Genomic DNA, 21,029 nt, shown 5'->3' on the forward strand with positions numbered 1-21,029 from the left:
AGGAGTTACAGGTGTAGGAGCTGCAGGTGTAGGAGTTACAGGTGTAGGAGTTACAGGTGTAGGAGCTGCAGGTGTAGGAGTTACAGGTGTAGGAGCTGCAGGTGTAGGAGCTACAGGTGTAGGAGCTGCAGGTGTAGTCTCAGAAGAATCCGTTTCAGGCTTAATATAGACAACTGCAAGACGAAAATCCCAAAACTTTCCATCACCTTTAACTAATCTTTGCATAGCATCTGCTTCCCCAAAAGAGGAACCTGGTCCATAACCGCGAAGATGATATTGATAAGGAAAACCATTAACTGTAGTATAACTACTGGCCAGCTTAAAAGAATCTTCCTGTGCTCTTCCAGAAACTTGAACGATAGAAGTGCTTCTACTTCCCCCTTCAACCACTTTTTTTTCTGCAGTTTCTAGCGAATTCTGTATATGAATCACACTGGTTCCCAAAACGTCACCATCAATTAAAATGCGATCGGTTTGTTTAGGATCAAATAAGCCATCATCACTTAAAAATGCACTAAGATTAATCTGAACATTACCCTTTGCACTGTACACTTCCTTTTGTACTAACTTGTGTAGCTTTTCTGTTTCATCATATAATTCCATTCTGTCTATATCATCATATATGTAATCTTCATTTGCCTTTTTTCCGATGTGCAACGTTTGATAACCGCTGGATATATGTTTATCAAAAACAAGCGTGCTATCGGAAAGACTCAGAGAGGACAATGATGAATCTGTATAAACAGACTCCTGCAAATCCTTATGTTTCCTTTTTGTGAGATACCAAGTCGAACCCTGTATTAATTCCAATCTAGCAGTAGATGTATTTTCAACACGCGCACCTCCTATAAGTGAAGAAGCGCTCGCTTTAACAGATATAGAAGAATTATTTTCAGCTTTTAATAACAAATCACCAGAGATCTTTGTATCTTCTAATAACTCAAGAATACCTTTAGCCCCATAGCCGTTGGATCCCGTCGCATAAATAGCTATACTATCTGGAACTGCAAAAGTCGTCTTTGACAAATAAACAGATGCTATCCCCGTGATAACTTTTTTTGTGTCTAAACGTGTTTTATTATTCTGCCCCAATACGCTGATAAATTCTTCTGGATTTAACGAATAAAAATACAACCCATGTGCTTCCTCCCCTTGCACAGAAATATTAGAGCTTTCAATCCTAATACTGGTCTTTTTAAAGTCGTCTGATGAATCATAATTTTGTATCAACTTGCCATTTTCATCTGCATAACCTGAAAAATTTTCAATAAAAAATCCGTGCATATTAGTAAGTTGAATAGAATTATTCCTCAAATGAACATCACCACCTTGAGATACCTCAAAAGCTTCCGGTAATGCACCAATACTTACTGCATCAACGGTAACTTCTCCCTTTTTTCCTTCTCCCTTAATGACCATGCTGTCGAGAAGATATTTTCCCCCAAACCGTGTTGAAAACGAGCCAGTATTATTAAAAGTGACAGTACTGCCTGACATCCTAACTTTTGCATCATAACCACTAACAAACCCAATCCCCTTTCCATTAAAATTATCTGGCTCAATCTCAACATTTACAGAAACCAAAGCAATATCTGTTTTCCTCCCGGATGCATAAACAGCATGCGAACTCCCCTTAATTGATCCTCTTGTCATGCTAATAACTGCATCTTGAGCACGAAGACCAGGTATATCCTTAAAATTTGAATCCGTTAAAACAAGTTTTCCTTCTTCTCGTACATATGCCCCATATGCAGATATATATTCGGAGACTTCACCTGTAAAAGTTATATTGGATGCCTCAACAATTGTATCTTTCTTTGTTACATATATACCAGCGATAGGAGCAGAAGTGGTAGATATCTCTTGAGAACTCTTTAGGGTATAAGTTTTATTTGTGATAGTGTGCTTTTTACCATCACTACATACATAGAAATCTGCCTCTGAATCACAAGAACCAAAAGCATTAGCAATATACAAAGAATAGAAAATAGACGATACAAAGCTATATAAAAAAATAGAATTCCTAAATATATAAAACATATTTATATTATTCCATCTCTACCCCCCGCTATTCACTTAATAGCAACACCTAAATACAAAATAATAAATTTAAAACTTAAATTAATAAGTATACTTTTAATTTTTAATAAGTATACTCTTAATTTATGCATAAATTATTCTATATTTTATGTATAGTTAAAAACGGTAACGCACCCCACCAGAAAAACTAACTCCTGAAAAACCAGCTTTACCAAGTCTACGCTGATAAGTCATATCTCCATGAACTGCAAATTGTGAAGATAACTGTGCATTAAAACCTAATCCAGCTTCTAAAGCAGAACCAAAAGAACCTAGCTCAAAAGAATCTGCGAAATGTACAAATTTCTTACCTCCAAAACCGTGCGCAAAATGAAGCTTTCCACTGAAAGAAACAACACCTGCTTCTTTGGAAGAAAAAAGTGTCTTCGTTAAACCACCACCAATACGCATCAGCCACTGATCAGGTTTTCCCATTTCAATATCAAAACCATCTATATCAGATGTCCTACCAAAGTGTAGATTTTGATAAACAACCTGAACATGTGGATCAAAAATAAAACCTTGATATCCTGCCATTATCGACTTACCAAAAGTCAATGAAGCATTTAGAAGATTACCCTCTAATGTTGCAGTTCTACCTCGCGCAAGAGTGAGAACATCGCCTTTAAACGAACCATAGGAGAAAAGACCATCCCCATAAAAGCCCATATCATACTGCATGCTACCATACGCCGTCACTGACCATTTATTCAATGGACTCTTCTGGCTTTGTGCAACATCTTGAGGTAGTAGAGTCATCTTTCCATACGTCCCCATAAGACCAAAAGACGCAGAACTATATGTACTTTCTCTCGCTTTTAGTACAACACCTACCCCTACAGCATTATAGTCGAGATTACCTCCATAACCATATTCAAGTGTAGAGAGATTTGAGGCATAATGGTGATTTCCACCGTAACTCCGTATAAAAAAAGCAGGACTTTTACCATTTTCCAAAAAATCTCTGGAAGTGACATGCAACATTCTAAGCTGTTTATTTTGATTGTTAATATCCATTAAGCCAGCATGAAGCAAAGCGTTTGGCAAGAGCAGATAGGTCGGAACTTGCGGCACAACTGCTTGCACCTTTATCTCATCAAAAATAAACCCATCATGATTGGATACAACGCCATTATGTCCAGTAACATCCCCTATCGAACGAGTCTTACGGAGACGAGATACAACCTTTTTCACTTTAGAACGAAGCTGCTTAGAAGAATTTATATATTCACGTTCAAGGCGATAATCCCAAAATTCTCCATCATCTTTAGCTAATCCTTTTGTGTCATTGGCACTATTCAAAACAGAAGAATAAGCACAAAGACGATAGCGATAAGGTGCTCCCCCCAATGCTACATAACCAACCGGTAGTTTAAAGGAATCTTGCTTCGCCTTTCCGTAAACCTGAACAACTGAAATACTATCAACATTGTTATTTTTAGAAAAATTTTCTTTTGTCCTAGGATCTGAGGCAACACCTCTCACATATACCTTGGTTGATCCATAAACATTACCACGAATTAAAAGCTGATCAGCATTTAGCAAATTTCCCCGTTTGCCTGCAGTGCGATATGCATTTACATACAAACGTGCATCTCCTTCTGCAACATAAGCATAATCAGTGGCACTATCATCCAATGTCCCAACCTGCAGTCTCTGAGAATGACCATTTTGGGGTTTATGAAAGAAAATGGAACTATCTATAAGCCTTACAAATGAAATAGATGAATCTACAAAATATGAATCTTGCTCTTTACTTTTTTCAAATGCATTTTTACTTGCTTTTACAGTCCATTGTGATTTGTTAAATAACTCAACGCTAGCATAAGAATCTTTCTCAACATGTGCCCCCCCTGCAAGAAAAGACGCATCAGCCTCAATACCGACATATGAATTATTCTTAACATCTAATAATGTATCAGCAAAAATACGAGTCCCTTCTGATGCAGTAATGTAAGGGTACCTCCTAGCATCATCACTATAAATAGCTGTACCGTCTGGAATTCTAAAAGCAGTATTTTTAAAATGAAATGTTCCTAAATTAACAAGGAGTTCTCCTTCTTGATAATCATCCTGCAAAGAATCTCCTCGGAAATACAAACCGCGAGCTCCGCGCCCCTTAAGCATGATATCGGATTTTTCAAAAACAACCCGAGATAGAGAATTATCCTGCAAATCAAGCGATTGCTCCTTAAAAATAGGTGTTGAACTTTCAACCGCTATACCATGAGTATTAGTAACATTAACTTTACCATCCTCAACAAAAAGAAAACCACCTTGCTTCACACCAAATACGGAATGAGATAGATTACCACCGCTACTGCTTCCCGCTTTACCATCTCCGGTAACAGAAACCTTATTAAAAACAGTCTTTACCTTTTCTTGCGCAATTACCTCTGATGTAACCTGCTCAGATTTATTAAATTGTAAAACCTCACTTTTTGAAACGTTCTTTTTTCCTTTTCCTTCTGTTAGCTTAATAACCATGTCACTAGATTGCATCATAGAAACAACATCTTTAGACCTTATATTTGACCTATTTATATATGACATGTTGCTATTTTTAAGAATATTAGCCGCATCACATGGATACGCATTTAAAAGAGAATTACAAACAGGCTTATCCTGTGCATAAACGTCCATATTGTGCGCAAATGAAAAAATAGACGTGGTAAGAATACATAACCATGCATTATGTTTGAATATTTTAATCATAATTAACTGCAAACTTTCTTCTCTACCTCTCATTAAAATACAAAGAGGAACATCTAGAGATTGCCTCATTATGGATCGATCTTTTAATTCGCTTTGTATTAAATGTAAAGTTAAAAACAAAAAAATAACATAATAAAGTCACGAACTATGCGTGTAATTTTTTAGAGAGAATGTATCGAAGAAAAAATGCAATTAAAACTAGCAACTTAAGTCCACCAAAAAAATTCGTTACGGAAAACCTGAATTGGTAAATTTATATTTATAAATCAAATAACTTTGCAGTTTAATCTATGAAAACAATTGTAAATATACAGCCTGTCCAGCTTCAAAAGAAGAATCAAAAGAACTAAACTGGAAAACATCTTTAAAATATACAAATTGTTTATTACTAAAATCGCTAGCAAAATAAAATTTGCTGTAAGTTCTCATATTCCCAAAGAATATAGTACTATATGCGCTCTCAATTGTTCTTAGCAAAATGTCTGCTTTTATGACATTGTAATCAAGATCATCTCTGTAATCATATTCAAGTGTAGACAAATTTGAGGTGCAAGAGTAACTCTTGCCATAATTACACAAAAACAAAGCAGAATTTTCACGCATGCTTAACATTCTACTGGAAGCAGACCACAAAAAAATCCCTAATTGCTTATTTGGGTTACTAATATCCATAAAATCAGCATGAAATAAGGTATTTTCTAACAAGAGATAAGTTAGAGCTTGTGAAACAACCGCCCTCGCAGTGCTAAAATGAGAAGACGAAAAGATATTTTTCTGATAGGAATAATAGAAACATAATTTAGCTTGGATACAGTAGAAGTAGGCTTTGAGATATAACCAAAAAGGCGTAGCGGCTGCAAAAGAAGCTGGAAGGGAAACAGGAGATAAAACTGCAACCTCAGATAAAATAAAAGATCAAAATTGTTGGAATCATCCTAAACTCTCCTAACCGCAAAATCTTCCTCTGGAAAAAAGGGGAAATGTTATCGGGTAGAAAATAACGTAACAACTCTAAATCAGAAACAAGATAGGAATCCACATGATCAGAAAAAGAAGACTAAAGAAACCGATTTTCGAGACGATAATCCAAAAATTTTCCAGCAATCTTTTTAAATACTCTTATATCACAGTCTACTGAATTAGAAATATCACCAAAATTATAGGCCACTAAATAATACCGATAAGATGAACCTTTCCATGTAACATAACCACCACTTAGCTGAAAAGAATCTTTATTTGCTTTTTCATTAACCTGGATAATAGAAATTCCTTGACTATTCTTTCCTTTCTCTGTGCCCCTCCTAAACTTTCTGGAATGCTGTACACATAAACTGTCGTTGTTTTCAGAAATATTCTCATAAATTAAAGGCCGATCTGTTTTTTTATCTTGAAAAGCACCACTCTGATTCAGATATATATTAAGATAAAGACGCACTTCACTTTTTGCACAATCAACATCACACAATCCTTTTCAGATGAGGAATGTTTGATAACCATTTTTTCTATAGGATTTTATTTTTTCAAAAAAATGTTATCAACATTTAAGAATAAAAGAAACAAATAATCACCTCATTAAGGGTAAAAACTAGAATTGCACAATTTTTCATATTTTAGTCGCAATAAAGTTCATTTTATCTATTTGTTAACTGCAATGCAGCACTAGGAATTTCATCAACACAGGCTCATCCAATAAGGGTAGAAGCACGAACCAAAACCTTTACAACCTTTACAGTAGAATAAAGCCATCTAATAAATCTCCAAAAATATTTAAACCTTGTAAAAGTTCAATAAAGCTATTGAATTCGTAGCTATAAAATACTGTGATTTCTGGTACCACAAATACCGTTCTTATAAAACAAACAATCCATTTCTGAGTATTATTGCACGCATCGTGTCAAACTATTCCATCCCCAAAAGCACATCCCCTGAAATGTCTTACCTCTCACAAAAAGATTAGAATATTTGATATCAACAATATTATCATTCTCCTTCAATAAAAGCCCATGGACACTGCTAACATTAACTTTAACTTTCTGAAAATCAATATATCCTTTACCTTGAGGCATATGACAAAAAGCAAAAAGCCACAAGCATAACTTGTGGCTTTTAAAAGAATTGACCAAAACGTGATTACACTAGAAACGATAGCGCAATCCACCAGAAAAACTGATCCCAGAAAAACCAGCCTTAGTAAGATTGTGCTGATAAGTTAGATCAGCATGAAGTACAAATTTCTCAGATAATTGAGCATTCAGACCTAATCCTGCTTCTAAGGAAGAACCAAAAGCACCTAACTGGAAAGCATCTTTGAAATGCACAGATTTCTTCTCTTCAAAACCATGTGCAAGATGAAGTTTTCCATACAAAGAAAAGACTGAATCCTTTTCAGGTACAGTAAGCGTCTTACTTAAACGCCCACCAACACGTGCCACCCACTGATCAAGTTTTCCCATCTCAATGTTAAAGTTATCAATATCACGGACCTTACTAAACTGGAGATGTTGATAAACAATCTGAACTTGTGGATCAAAGACAAAACCTTCATAGCCCATTGCTAATGTCTGACCACCAGTCAAAGAAACACTTAAAGGATTACCTTTCAATGTTGCTGTCGTGCCCCGTGCAAGGGTGACAACATCTCCTTTGAAATGACCATAGGAGAGCAGACCATCCACATAAAATCCTGCATCATGCTGCATGCTGCCATATGCTGTAGCAGTCCATTTATCAAAGGCACTCTTTTGACTTTGTTCAACATCTAAAGGTTGCAAAAAAAGCTTTCCATAGGATGTCATAACTCCAAAAGATATCGAATTGTCAGCATTTTCAATTGTTTGGAGCAATACGCCTGCCTCTACACCATTATAGCTAAGATCACCTCCATAACCATATTCAAGCGCAGACAAATCTGAAATGTAACGGTAATTCCCGCCATAACCACGCAAAAATGAAACAGGATTCTTACGCATCCTCAACATTCCGTTGGAAGCGGTTCGCAGTGTTTCCAATTGCTTATTTTGATTACTGATATCCATCAAACCAGCATGAAATAAACTATTTGACAAAAGAAGATAAGTTGGAACTTGCGGAACAACAGCCCTAACCCCCGACTCAGGAATCGGCTTCGGAGAAGGTTGCGGAGCAGGACCTGACTTAGGTTGCGGAGCAGGACCTGACTTAGGTTCTGGAGGGGGGGCAACATATCTATTTTGAAGGCGGAAATCCCAAAATTTTTCTTTACCTTCAACTAATCTTTGAGAAGAATCCGCCTCTCCTAAATCAGACTCCGGACCATAAGCATAGAGCTTATACTGATAAGGCAAATCATTCAACGCAACATAATCACCATCTAACTGAAAAGAATCCTTCTCTGCCTTTCCAGAAACCTGAATAATAGAAATCCCCTGACTATTTCCACCACTCCCTGTGTATCCTCCTGGACTTCCTAAAACACTTTGCACATGTACTATCGTTTTTCCCTCAACATCACCATAGATTAAAACACGATCTGTTTTTTGATCTTTAATGTCCCCTCCCTTATCAAGATATGTATTGAGATAAAGATGCGCATTACCTTGCGCATTATAAACCTTACCTGTTCCTTTTCCAATACGAAGTGTTTGATAATTACCAGCTTCGCTAGAACTTGGTTGTTCAAAAATAATAAAACTATCAATAAAATCTATCAATGAAATTGATGAATCACCTATAGAGCTAGAATCTAGCAAATTTCCATTTTTCGGTCGCGTTAAAATCCATTTTGCCCCCTCCCACAACCACAACTCAGCATCAGAATTTTCATCAGTACGGGCTCCCCCTACAAGGGTAGAAGAGGCACAAGCTTTCACAAGTAAATATGAGCTATCATCAGCTCTCAGCAATAGATCTCCTGAAAGCACCGCTTCTTTTGAAAGGCGAACACTACTATACACTTTGCTGTTATAAATAGCCGTACTCTGCGGAACTGTAAAAGAAGTTTTTTCTAAAACAACAACATTAGGGTTATGATTTCTTTTATTATTTTCAGCTTGTGGATCTTGCAAAAAGCGCATACCATAAAACGCATCGCTACCCTTCACTACAACTGTAGATTCGGAAATATAGATATCAGCATCTTCTCCTTGTAATAAAATGCCATGTGCATCCAAAACATCAATTTCACCTCTACCAAAATCTATGTATCCATCACTTTTCAATATATGAAAAGCTGAACTTTCACTAAAATTTTCTGTACTTGACACCTGACTACCGCGCCCTGTAATAGAAACGCTATTTAAAATAACTGATCCTGCCCCTTCCACTTTGACTCCGGTACCATTTGTAAAATCAATTGTCCCTTCTTGCATATAAATTTCACCTTGTGTCCATTTAGAACCAGTACTATTACTACTAAAAAGACCTATTGCTTTATCGCTTGTTTTAATATTTGTATTGGTTAAATGAGCTCCAGATTTTTTACTGGAATCAGTGCTGTTTGTTACAGACACACCCACTTTACTTGCATCAATGGATCCACCTTTCATCTGAATCTCGCCCTGAGTAGCACTCACACCCGTTAATACATCCTTCACAGTCGAATTGCTTAGCTCAATGCTCCCTTCCTCCGATACCTTTGCACCAATTTCCCAAACTTTTCTTTCTGATTTATCACTTTCACCCGTAATGGTTACATTCTCCGCCACAATCCACGTATCTTTTTTAGATGCTTCTATAGCAACAGCTTGATCACCATTATTAGTTAACTGATAAGTTTTTTGGGAAATTATATGCATCTTACCATCATTGCACCGATAAGATGATGAAGAATCTTTATCACATGAAAATTGATTCTTGCTATTTTGCGCCTTACCATTAACACTAGTGCTAGATTGCGCCTTAGTGGCAACAGCATCAGCTTGTACCTTTGTATTTGCATCGTGCACAAAAAAAAGAACAGCTGTTGTAAAAATACATAATGAAAGATGTTTCTGAAATATTTTGTTCATAATTCCGCCATTTAACTTTCTTCCCCCTCTTCATTAAAAAAACACATTTTTTACTGAATCGTCTCTACCATGCACAGCTTATATAATACAATACGCTAATAAATATAAAAAGTTATTAATACGCTTTGTATGATATATAAAATACATAATAATGTAATATTATCGGGAGAACAAGAAAACTTATTAAAAAATCCCCTTAAAATGCGCGGTTGTTTCTTTTAAATTTACTTACAAAAGAAAAAACTTTAAAAGCCATAAATTATATTTATGGCTTTTAAAAGGATTTGATAAAATACAATTAAACTAAAAATTATAACGCAATCCACCAGAAAAACTGGTCCCAGAAAAACCAGCTGTAGTGAGCTTGTGCTGGTAAGCCAAATCACCGTGGAGAGCAAGATTTGGAGACAATTGAGCATTAAAACCCAATCCTGCTTCTAAAGAAGAACCAAAAGCACCTAACTGAAAAGCATCTTTGAAACGCACAGTTTGTTTTCCACCTAAAACATGAGAAAGATGAAGCTTACTATAGAAGGAAACGACGCGCGCCTTTTCGGTTGCAGGAAGAGTCTTTCTTAAACTCCCTCCAACACGCATCACCCATTGATTAAGTTTTCCCATCTCAATATCAAAATTGTCGATATCATGAGCTTTATTAAACTGGAGATGCTGATAAACAACCTGAACCTGCGGATTAAAAATGACTCCTTCATCCCCTACAACAAACGCTTTACCTGTCGTCAATGAAGCGCTGAAAGGATTACCTTTTAATGTTGCCGTCTTACCCCGTGCACGAGTGAGAACATCCCCATTAAACAGACCATAGGAGAAAAGACCATCCACATAAAAACCGGCGTCACATTGTACACCACCATACGCCGTAACCGACCATTTATCAAACGAACTCTTTTGGCTATGTGCAACATCAAGAGGCTGCAGAAAAATCTTTTCATAAGATCCCATAACCCCAAAAGACGCAGTATTATATGTACTTTCAATGGCTTGCAGCAAAACACCTGCATCGATAGCATTATAATCAAGCTCGCCTCCATAACCATACTCAAGCGCAGAAAGATCTGAAAAATAGCGATAACTACCACCATAACCACGTACAAAAAAAGCGGGATTTTCTTCACTTGTCAACAATCCATTAGAGACAGTACGTAGAGATTCTAACCGCTTGCTCTGATGATCAATATTCATCAAACCAACTTGGAATAAAGCATTTGGTAAAAGCAGATAAGTTGGAACTTGCGGAACAACAGCTCTAATCCCCGGCTCGGGAATCGGCTTCGGAGAAGGTTCCGGAGAAGGATCTGGCTTAGGTTCCGGAGCAGGACTTGGCTCAGGTTCTGGAGCAGGATCTAGCTCAGGTTTTGGAAAAGGATCTGGTTGGGGAGCAACATATCTATTTTGAAGGCGGAAATCCCAAAATTTTCCTTCTCCTTTAACTAATCTTTGGGTAGAATCTGCTTCCCCTAAATTAGATTCTGGTCCATAAGCATAAAGTTGGTACTGATAAGGTGAATGCGCTAACGTAACATAACCACCATCTAACTGAAAAGAATTTTCATGCGCACTTCCAGAAACCTGAATAATTGAAATCCCTTCCTTATTTTCACCGCTCCCCGTGTATCCCCCTGGACTGTCTGGAACGCCATTTACATGTACCATCGTTCTTCCAGAAACATCACCATAAATTAAAACACGATCTGTTTTTTGCTTATCAAGCTCTCCGCCCTCATTCAAATATGTATTAAGATAAATACGCGCATCACCCTGCGCCTTATAAACTTCACCCTCTCCCCTTCCAATATTTAGTGTGTAAGGAGTATAATTTTGACGAGGTTTTAATTTTGTAAACTTAATGATACTATTATCAATAAGGCTTACGTGTGAAACAGATGAATGATTTACCAAACTAGGTTCACGCGGTTCTCTCCTTTGTGATTGTTGTAAAATCCACTCTGAACCGTCACCCAAATAAAATTTAGCAATAGAAGCATCATCAACGTAAGCTCCTCCTTCTAAAGTAGAAGCAACAGCCAAAACTGTTAAAGAAGCACCATTCTCAGCTTTTAAGAGTAAATTTTCTGAACTCAGGGTACTTTGTGTCAAACTAACAATGCCATCAGTAATTTGGGTACCATAAATAGCATTATCCTCAACAGAAAACATCGTTCTGTTCAAATCAACAAGCTCTACTCTGCGGAGATTTTTGTCTTCTTCTGATGAAACCTCTTCCTGAAGTTCATTTTCTATCCCTGGAAATTCTCCTCTAAAATATATACCATAAGATCCTTTACCTTCCACTGTAATATGAGAAGATTGAATATTAACTTCACTTATACGATTACTCTTTAACACTTCTCTACTGTACGGAAGCGAATTAGAAGTAGCTACAGTATTTTCTGATAATATGCCATGAACATTCGTTGCATGAACAGTAGTATCATGCACATCAATAGGACCACCTAAATCTGTACGAAAAACCGCATGATTATCTGAGTTTCCTTCTTTACCCTTTCCAGTAATTTTAACATCTTTCAAAACTATCTTTCCCCCCAGCGTCAAAGAAGCTCCATGACTGTTTGTGAAATCAAGTGATCCATCCTCCATCCAAACTTCTGCGCCACCATTCCCATAAAGACTCGCCTTCCCATCGCTTGTCTTAATTTTTGTACTCTCTAAAAAAACTACCGCATTCCCTATTGCTTCAACACCTCTATTACTTTCAGCAATACTTCCATCCTTTACCTCAAGCATTCCATCACTACTATAAAGAGCAATATCTGTATTCTTGATAACAGGTGATTTCAAAAAAAGCTTGCCGGAATCTGTTACAGACACACCACGTGTAGAAGATTTATTTAAAATTAAACGGTCAACAATTACATTTTCACCGTTCACTATAGCATCCATCCCCTTTACTGTTATAGCAGTATTAGAGGAAGCTCCAGCATTCTCATTCGTAATCTCATAATTCTTATACCTTATCGTGTCCGTTCCGCAATTATCGCACATATAATATAATCCATCATACACCTTCAGCTTTCCATTATTGCCAGATTTAACATATGCTCTACTAATTCTGTTCTCCCCACTAAGCTTCTTATAGTCAGTACGTCCACTAAGGTGATTTTCGCTAAGACGACTTCCGCTGAGCCCACTAAGACTATTAGTGTCATGGCTAATTCTACCGAGACTTTCTCCCATAGAGGAAGCAGATAATATACTAGATGAATTAGAGGGAGGGATAATAGGAGATACAGAGATATTATAAGATATATTACTACGCTCCTCTGCAGTTGCTACCCCCTCCACTCCAGTTTGCAGTAAAGAAAAGATAGCCGTCGTCAAAGTACATAAATACGCGCGATTTCTAAACACTTTAATCATAGTTCCCTCGAAACTTTCCTTCCCCTCCTGTTAAAAACAAAAGCACTTGTAAAAACGCCATCAAATAGAAAACCAAAAGGATGCGTTTATTGCTCATTTGACAGGTGCAACGAGTTATCCAAATAAATTCAGCAGAAATTTACCCACAACATAACAACCGACCATAAGTGAACAATTATTCATTGCAATTTATAGGTGTATAATACATTATGTATTTCGTGTAAAGCAAAAATAAAATCATTGCGTGTAATTGATTAATTTTATCAATTTATAATTGTGTCTTTGGAAAAAATGACCCTAAAACGATGTGTAAAATAAAGTGAGTGTAAACTCATAAAAAAACTGATCAAAAAATCTAACTCTTACAAGCTTATGATATAAATCAGTGCACCATAACGCAGTATTTGAAGAGATTGGACACTCTCACTAGAGCTCTCATTTATTACAGAATCCAAAGTGTAAAAGAATAATATGGATTAATTTGTATGGTATCGCTATCACCAAAAATTGTAAAAGAGTTATTGAAAGTAGCAATAAATGATACCGATATCAGGAACTTTCAATCGCAATAAAAAGAGAAAAGCATTTTTAATGTACAAAATGTATAAATAAAAAAGGCAGCACAAAGTGCTGCCTTTCTAACAAATATGTATTGAGTCTTAAAACTGGTAACGCATCCCTCCAGAAAAACTGGCTCCAGAAAAACCAGCTTTGGTAAGTTTGTGCTGATAAATGACATCACTATGAAGCACAAACTTCTGAGACAATCGAGCATTGATCCCTAAACCAGCTTCTAGAGAAGAACCGAAAGCACCCAACTGGAAATCATCCGTGAAACGTACCATTTGTTTGCTTCCAAAGCCATGTACAAGATGAAGTTTGCCGTAGAAAGAAACTGCATTCATCCCTTCAGCCCCTTTAGGAGCCTTTGTCAAACGTCCACCAACACGTACAAGCCACTGATCAAGATTCCCCATCTCAATATCAAAGTTGTCAATATCACGCGCCTGACTAAACTGGAGAATTTGATAAGAAACCTGAATTTGCGGATCAAAAACAATCCCTTCATACCCAGTAACAAATGCTTGACCACCAGTTAATGAAGCGCTGAGAGGACGACCTTCCAACGTCGCTGTCGTGCCCCGTGCAAGGGTAAGAACATCTCCTTTGAACAGGCCATAGGAAAGAAGACCATCCACATAAAAACCTGCCTCATGTTGCATGCTACCATATGCCGTAGCTGTCCACTTGTTAAAGTCACTTTTTTGGCTTTGTTCAACTTCCAAAGGCTGCAAAGAAAGTTTTCCATAAGATCCCATAATGCCGAAGGATATAGCGCTGGAAACACTTTCGATTGTTTGCAACGAAACACCTGCTTCTACAGCATTATAATCAAGATCTCCTCCATAACCATATTCCAGAGCAGATAGATTTGAAGCATAACGGTAACTACCACCATAACCACGCAAGAATACAGCAGGTTTTTCACGGATTTCTACCATTCCCTTAGGAGTAGCCCGCATAGATTCTAGCTGCTTATGTTGATTACTGATATCCATTAAGCCAGCATGGAATAAGGTATTTGGTAAGAGCAGATAAGTCGGAACTTGCGGAACAACAGACCTTACAACTTGCCCTGAAGATGCAACAGATTTAACTCCAGCAACAGAGGTGTATGCAGAACCATTAGATTGAACATACTGATTTTCTAAACGGAAATTCCAAAATTTTCCACCGTTTTTATCAAATTTCTGACTAACATGCTCATCCGACAAAGTAGCTTCTGGATTATAAGAACGGAGAGTATATTTATAAGGTGAATTCCCCAGTGCAACATAATTACCATTCAGTTGGAAAGAATCTTTTTCCGCTTTTCCATAAACCTGAATAATTGAAACACTGTGTGCTTTTTTAACGTCACCTTTATCATTGTCAGAAATACCATCCACATGCACCACAGTTTTTCCAGAAACATCACCATGAATCAAAAGCCTATCAGTTACTTGATCACCACTCGTATCGTTAGGATTTAAACGTGCATTAATATTAATCACAGCATCACCATGTGCACTGTAAACAATACCATGTCCTTCTCCAATGCGAAGTGTTTGATATCGATATTTCCCAGATTCTGGAATTGAAAACTCAATAACACTATCCGCAAGTTTTATAGACGAAATGCACGAATCTAAACAGCTCAAGTTTGAAAGCTGTTGCCGTTTATAGTTACCTTTCGCCACAATCCATACTGATTGATTAGATAAATCAATATGAGCACGAGAAGTGTCATCAATGCGAGCACCACCTGCAATTATAGAGTTATTAGCCGAAAGCAATATATTAGAGTCATTTTCAGCCACCAATAACAAATCACCAGCAAGAGTTGTTTTATTTTCTAAGAAAACACGACCACCAGAATTATTACCATAAATAGCTATACTCTTTGAGACATCGAAATCAGTTTGTTTCAATGAAACATCCCCTGTTATGCCTACAGCGGGTGTTTTCTCTTGTGGAAGCACAACACTTCGCTTAACAACAGTTACTTTCTCAACAGTATCTCCTTTTGAAGCAGACTCCACTGACGATTCTGAAACGATTTTCTCTAGATGCTTATTTTGACTCTGTTGCTCTATTCCTTTCCGCCCCGTTCCATCGAAATATATACCATAGGATTTATCACCTTCCACTTTAACAATAGAAGATTCGATATTAGCACGGCTCATAGGAAGACGAACATCAGCAGATCTCCTTTTTCTAGAAGAGTCCGTCTCAATGATGCCATCAGTACCCCTAACCCACAAAGCATTAGCATCAGTAACAACATTTCCTTCAACAAAATCTATGGAACTATTATCACTTAACAGAAAAGCTGCACGTCCAAACTTCTCTGTAGTCCCCGATTGTTCTTGTCCATTGTTCGCAGTAATGTCCACTTTTCTTAATTTAACACGTCCCCCCGATTCCGACCTAACAGCCACTCCACCTGCCAGAGAAATCGTCCCAGAGTCCATAGTTATCTCACCAGCATTACTAGCAAGACCAGCTACAGCCAAATCTCCCGTTACAGTAATTGCTGTATTACTTAAATTAACAGATGACCCAGAGCCCGCCAAAGCACCCACATAATGCACACTGACTGTTCCATTATTCATCTTGACCTTTCCAGCTCTTTGCGCCTCCAGTCCAATCAAAGAAGATTTAATTGTTGATTTTTTATCCAGAACAACCTCTGCACCGTCTTCTGCAAGCACAGCACTCACAGCCTGTAATTTAGTACGATCAACATTACTTTCATTATTAGAAGAATCTGCACCACTAATGGCAGCATTCTCTAGCTTAATAACGGTATTAGTACTCTTCGCATGTACGGAATGCTGGGTTTGATCATTTGCCTTTAGTGTAAGATTTGCTATTGTGTGCGATCTACCATCACTACACGAATAAGGAGTTTGCGATTTATTTACACCATTTTTCCCTGTATCATCACACTTAGTGGAAACATTCTCTTTACTAGAGCCATCAGCGCGCGCAGAAGAACTAGATGTAGTACTAGATATAGTAGATTTATCAGTAACAACAGACTGCGCAGGAGTAGCAGACCTTGTAAAGGAAGAAGCCGACATGATAGGTGCAGGAGCCCCAACAGTATAAACAAGAGCAGATCCAGGGGATAAAGTAGCAGATATCATAGTCTCAGATGTATCAGACCGCGCAAGTGAAGAAGGCAGACTACGTCCTACAGCCTCTCCCCTATTCCCCTTAGATGCAGGCAAAGATGTAGCCGTCGAAGCAGATACAGTGTTCACTACAGACGTACGAGAGGTATCTGTAACCACAGTAGATGTACTGGTTGCAGTATCACTGGCTGTATTACCGCTGGCTGCAATGTCATTGGTTGTAGTACCGCTGGCTGCAATACCAGTTGTATCAAGATTCCCACCTACCGTAGAATTATCACCCTCATCAGTATGTTCTACTTCATTAGAACCACCTCCACTAGGAAGCGCCTCAGGCATACCATCCGTTGTTACCGATTCTTGACGGACAAGAACATCTCCGTTCCCAGATGGAGAAGTCTCATCTTCCTCAGATGAAGAGTCCTCAGGGACGGAAAGTAGAACACGCCCAACCCCAAGTCCACCAGACACAGGAACAGAAGGAGCTGTATCAGATGAAGGATCTAATACAAGAGGCCCATTTCCTTGAGAAGAATCGCCTGTTTGAGGAGCACCACTTACTTGAGAAGCCCCATTTACTTGAGAAGCCCCTCTCGCTTGAGAGTTATCACGACCAGGAGAACTCACAGATTGATCATTACTTCCAGAAAGTCCAAAAGGCTGAGACGCTAAATAATCAAATGGAATATTTTCACTTTCTAAACGAAAATCCCAAACATCTGTAGCACGAGCAAGCAATCCCCTCTCAAAATACTTCATTTTTGGAGGAACAGATGGACCATAAGCCCGAAGAACATATTTATAAGGACCTTTCAGCGTAACATAATCACCTTCCAGGGTAAAAGAATTGCTGTTTGCTTTTCCAAAAACCTGAATAAGTGAAACACTGTAGTTCTTTTGTTGTGCAGCATCAGCATCTGCATTATTCTCAAATCCTACAGGACTTACATACACTTTAGTCATTCCAGAAACATCACCATGAATCAAAAGTCTATCAGACATTAATCCATTAGCAGGCATTTTATTAGCTTTACCAGAACCATCAGAAACCAAACCTACATTGAAGAAAACCGCAGAATGCCCATCAGCACGGTAAACCATCCCATCCCCGTTTCCGATACGAAGCATTCGATACTTACTATGCGCTCCTCCTAAAGAAAGGAATTTAATACTACTATTTACAAGTCTCATAGATGAAATACATGAATCCACACAATTCGAACCTGAATTATCCCAACCTTTATATACAGCTTCTGTTAAATACCACTCTGATCCACCAGTTAAAAAAAGATCAGCACGCGCATCCCCATCAATGCGAGCACCACCCATGATAAGAGAGTCATCAACAAGAACCGATAGATTGGAAGAACCTTCAGCTTTCAACAACAAGTTACCAGAAACATTTGATTCCTCTTCTATAACGACATAACCACCAAAATTATCACCATAAATAGCTATACCATCTGGTGCTCTGAGAGAAGCATTTTTCAAAAGAACTGCATATGTTTCAACTGAATCTGGCGACTCTGCTCCTTGCCTTATTCTCAAATTTTGATTTGGATTTCTCAAATTTTGACTTCGGTCACTAAAATGTATACCATAAGACTTTTCACCCCAAACATTAATAGTTGAAGACCTGACACTAGCACTAATATTCAAAAGACCAGAAAATCCCTTAGTACCTAAAAATCTTTCCATGTGATCTGTAATATCAATTGCAGCAGAAGACACATCATTTAAAATAGCGAGGTCAACTGCTTCATCATCATCTTCAGATCCATCCGCTAAAATTTCATCATGCTCACCCAAATCATAACCCCCTCCAAAACCTACTGATTCAGCTTCTTCGTCTTCGAGGTCAAACTCATTGATATCATACATGGCATTTTCTAAGAAACTGTTCTTAGGGCCTTTCTGAATCCACAAACCTGTAGCATCAGAAACATCAACATGACCTCTATTATTAAAGGAAATATAACCTCCATTCGACACGAAGACAAAACGCGTTGGTTCACCAGCAAAACTTATTTCTTCCTCATCTTGCTCTTGAACTCCTTGTATTCGTACAAGATCTTTTGGACTAACAACATTAACCCCATTTAGTTGAGCAAATCCTATATCCGCTGATACAACTCCTACCCCGCTTCCTTTCAAGAAAAGCGTTCCCGATTGCATAATTATTGGAGACCTCTCATAACTCACTAAACCAATCGCACCTACATCAATATCTACACTATCCAAACGAATATATGATTCAGAACCAGCTAGAACCCCCACAGGAGTTTGGCTAATTACCCCAGACCTCATATTAATTTTTCCACCCAATTTAGCCTCAAGCCCAGTAGAAAAACCACGAACACTCAAATGCTTCAAATTAACCTTTGCATCTACTGCCGAAAATACACCACTCCCAATCCCCATTGCCTCATTAACAACAGCATTAGGACCTAGAACAGCAGGACGATCATTATACTTCACACCAAGAATGGACACCCTATCTAATGTAACAGTTGTCGTGCTAGCTAGAACAGGAGCAAGAGATTGAACACTAACATCCCCCCCAGATCCACCAATGCCGGGGCCCACCTGTTCCATCTGAAGAACCCCCATTGCATACACCCCAGTATCACGATACGTTTTCGCACGAATGGCCCCAACTTTCGCTGAGTGTTTCCGACCATCATGACAGAAAATAGGGTCCTGATTCATGTTAAAACTCTTAGGACTACATGCATAAAGGTTATTTTGTTGTATCATTCTTACAGGAAGATTAGGACCATTACTTTGTAATACAGGAGAAGGAGTACCCGAAAGAGAAGGAGTACCCGCAGAAGAACGAGAAGGGGATCCATCAGAACTGCTCCCCATACAAACATCCATACCTTGTAAAAAAAGGAAAATACTTGTTGTGAGTGCACACAAATTCGTACGATTTCTAAATACATTAATCATATGCTAAACTTTCTAAATAATGTTGTAAAAGCATGATAAATTGGGTAAAAAATAGGTAGATGACAATTCGTAACATATGTTAGACAATTTTACAACATATTGTTGTTTATAAATTTATCATATTGTGCATAAAAAAGTCTAAGTTAGGCTTTTAATTAATGAGCGAACTTTTGTATTGAAAATTAAAGGATAAAATAATATGATTAAACATTTAAAGTGGGCAACTTCTGCCTTACTTGTTGCGATGAGTTTTGCAACAACTTCATGGGCAGATGTAAAGGCTAAAGAAAATCTAACTATTCATCACGTTTCAGGCACCACTACAGTTCCTGCCTCTCCCCAAAAAGTTGTTGTATTCGACCTTGCAACGCTTGATAATATGAACCTTCTTGGTATCAAAGCAATTGTCGGTGTTCCCGAAGGGAAAAAACCCGTATATTTGCAACAATTTGATGATGCAAAATATGAAAAAATTGGCACCCTTTTTGAACCTGATTATGAAAAAATTGCTACCCTACAACCTGATCTCATTGTTATTTCTTCACGAACTCAAAGCAAATATAAAGATTTATCCAAAATCGCTCCAACCATTGATCTTACAGTAGGAAATCAAAGCTCTCTTGAAGATATTAAACGAAATGTGTCTATTCTTGGAAAAGTTTTTGACAAAGAAAAAGAAGCTGAAAAAGAAATTGCACAACTTGACAAAAAGTTAGCAGAGGTCCGTAAAAATACCCAAGGGAAAGGTACAGGCCTTATATTGATGACTTCTGGTGGAAAAATCAGTGCTTTGGGTCCCCAATCACGTTTTGATATTCTCCATTCCTCATTTGGAATTGCGCCCGCAACAGATAAACTAACCGTACAAAAACATGGGCAGCTCATTTCTCCTGAATTTATTCTTGAAACCAATCCTGACTGGCTATTGGTCATTGATCGAGATGCAGCAATTGGACGAGAAGGACAATCTGCAGAACAGCTGCTTGATAATGAACTTGTTAAACGAACGACGGCTGGCAAAAAAGGCCAAATTATTTATCTGGATTCTTGGAGCTGGTACCGTGCAGCTGGTGGCCTCACTGGACTAAATGAAGCTGCACAACAAATCAGTGAAGCTTTTTCAAAATAAGTAAGCACACAAATAACTTGCCTATTATAAAAATAAAATTTAAGAGCAAAGGTTGTTTATAACGATCTTTGCTTTTTTGTTGGAAAATGA

The 21,029-nt window shown here is 37.8% G+C and carries 6 protein-coding genes and 1 pseudogene; 1 reads left to right on the forward strand and 6 read right to left on the reverse strand.

The genetic code is table 11. The features are described from left to right. The 6 genes and pseudogenes from MCS_RS08690 to MCS_RS08455 all read right to left on the reverse strand — a co-directional run. Positions 1–2,040, reverse strand: a pseudogene (locus tag MCS_RS08690) (autotransporter outer membrane beta-barrel domain-containing protein); the annotation flags it as partial. A gap of 156 nt (positions 2,041–2,196) precedes the next feature. Continuing rightward, a complete protein-coding gene (locus tag MCS_RS04690; protein ID WP_024864256.1) occupies positions 2,197–4,794 on the reverse strand; it encodes an autotransporter outer membrane beta-barrel domain-containing protein in 2,598 nt (865 codons plus the stop codon). Positions 4,795–5,851: 1,057 nt separating this feature from the next. Continuing rightward, the gene (locus MCS_RS04700) at positions 5,852–6,259 is read right to left on the reverse strand and encodes a hypothetical protein (RefSeq protein WP_004856098.1); all 408 of its coding nucleotides are present in this window, start codon (positions 6,257–6,259) and stop codon (positions 5,852–5,854) included. A gap of 670 nt (positions 6,260–6,929) precedes the next feature. Beyond that, entirely contained in the window at positions 6,930–9,779 is a 2,850-nt protein-coding gene (locus MCS_RS04705; RefSeq protein ID WP_004856099.1) for an autotransporter family protein, read from the reverse strand. A 303-nt stretch (positions 9,780–10,082) separates the two neighbouring features. Continuing rightward, on the reverse strand, positions 10,083–13,178 hold the full coding sequence (locus MCS_RS04710) for an autotransporter outer membrane beta-barrel domain-containing protein (RefSeq protein WP_004856100.1): 3,096 nt from the start codon (positions 13,176–13,178) through the stop codon (positions 10,083–10,085). Between the two features lie 659 nt (positions 13,179–13,837). After that, positions 13,838–19,810 carry an autotransporter outer membrane beta-barrel domain-containing protein gene (locus tag MCS_RS08455; protein ID WP_004856101.1) on the reverse strand — a complete coding sequence of 1,991 codons (5,973 nt, stop codon included), beginning with the start codon at positions 19,808–19,810 and terminating at the stop codon, positions 13,838–13,840. A gap of 199 nt (positions 19,811–20,009) precedes the next feature. Here MCS_RS08455 and MCS_RS04720 point away from each other — a divergent pair, with 199 nt between their 5' ends. Continuing rightward, positions 20,010–20,939, forward strand: coding sequence for a siderophore ABC transporter substrate-binding protein (locus MCS_RS04720; RefSeq protein ID WP_004856102.1), 930 nt, complete (start codon positions 20,010–20,012; stop codon positions 20,937–20,939). The last annotated feature ends 90 nt before the right edge of the window (positions 20,940–21,029 follow it).

The organism is Bartonella doshiae NCTC 12862 = ATCC 700133, assembly GCF_000278155.1.
GTDB classification, from domain to species: domain Bacteria; phylum Pseudomonadota; class Alphaproteobacteria; order Rhizobiales; family Rhizobiaceae; genus Bartonella; species Bartonella doshiae.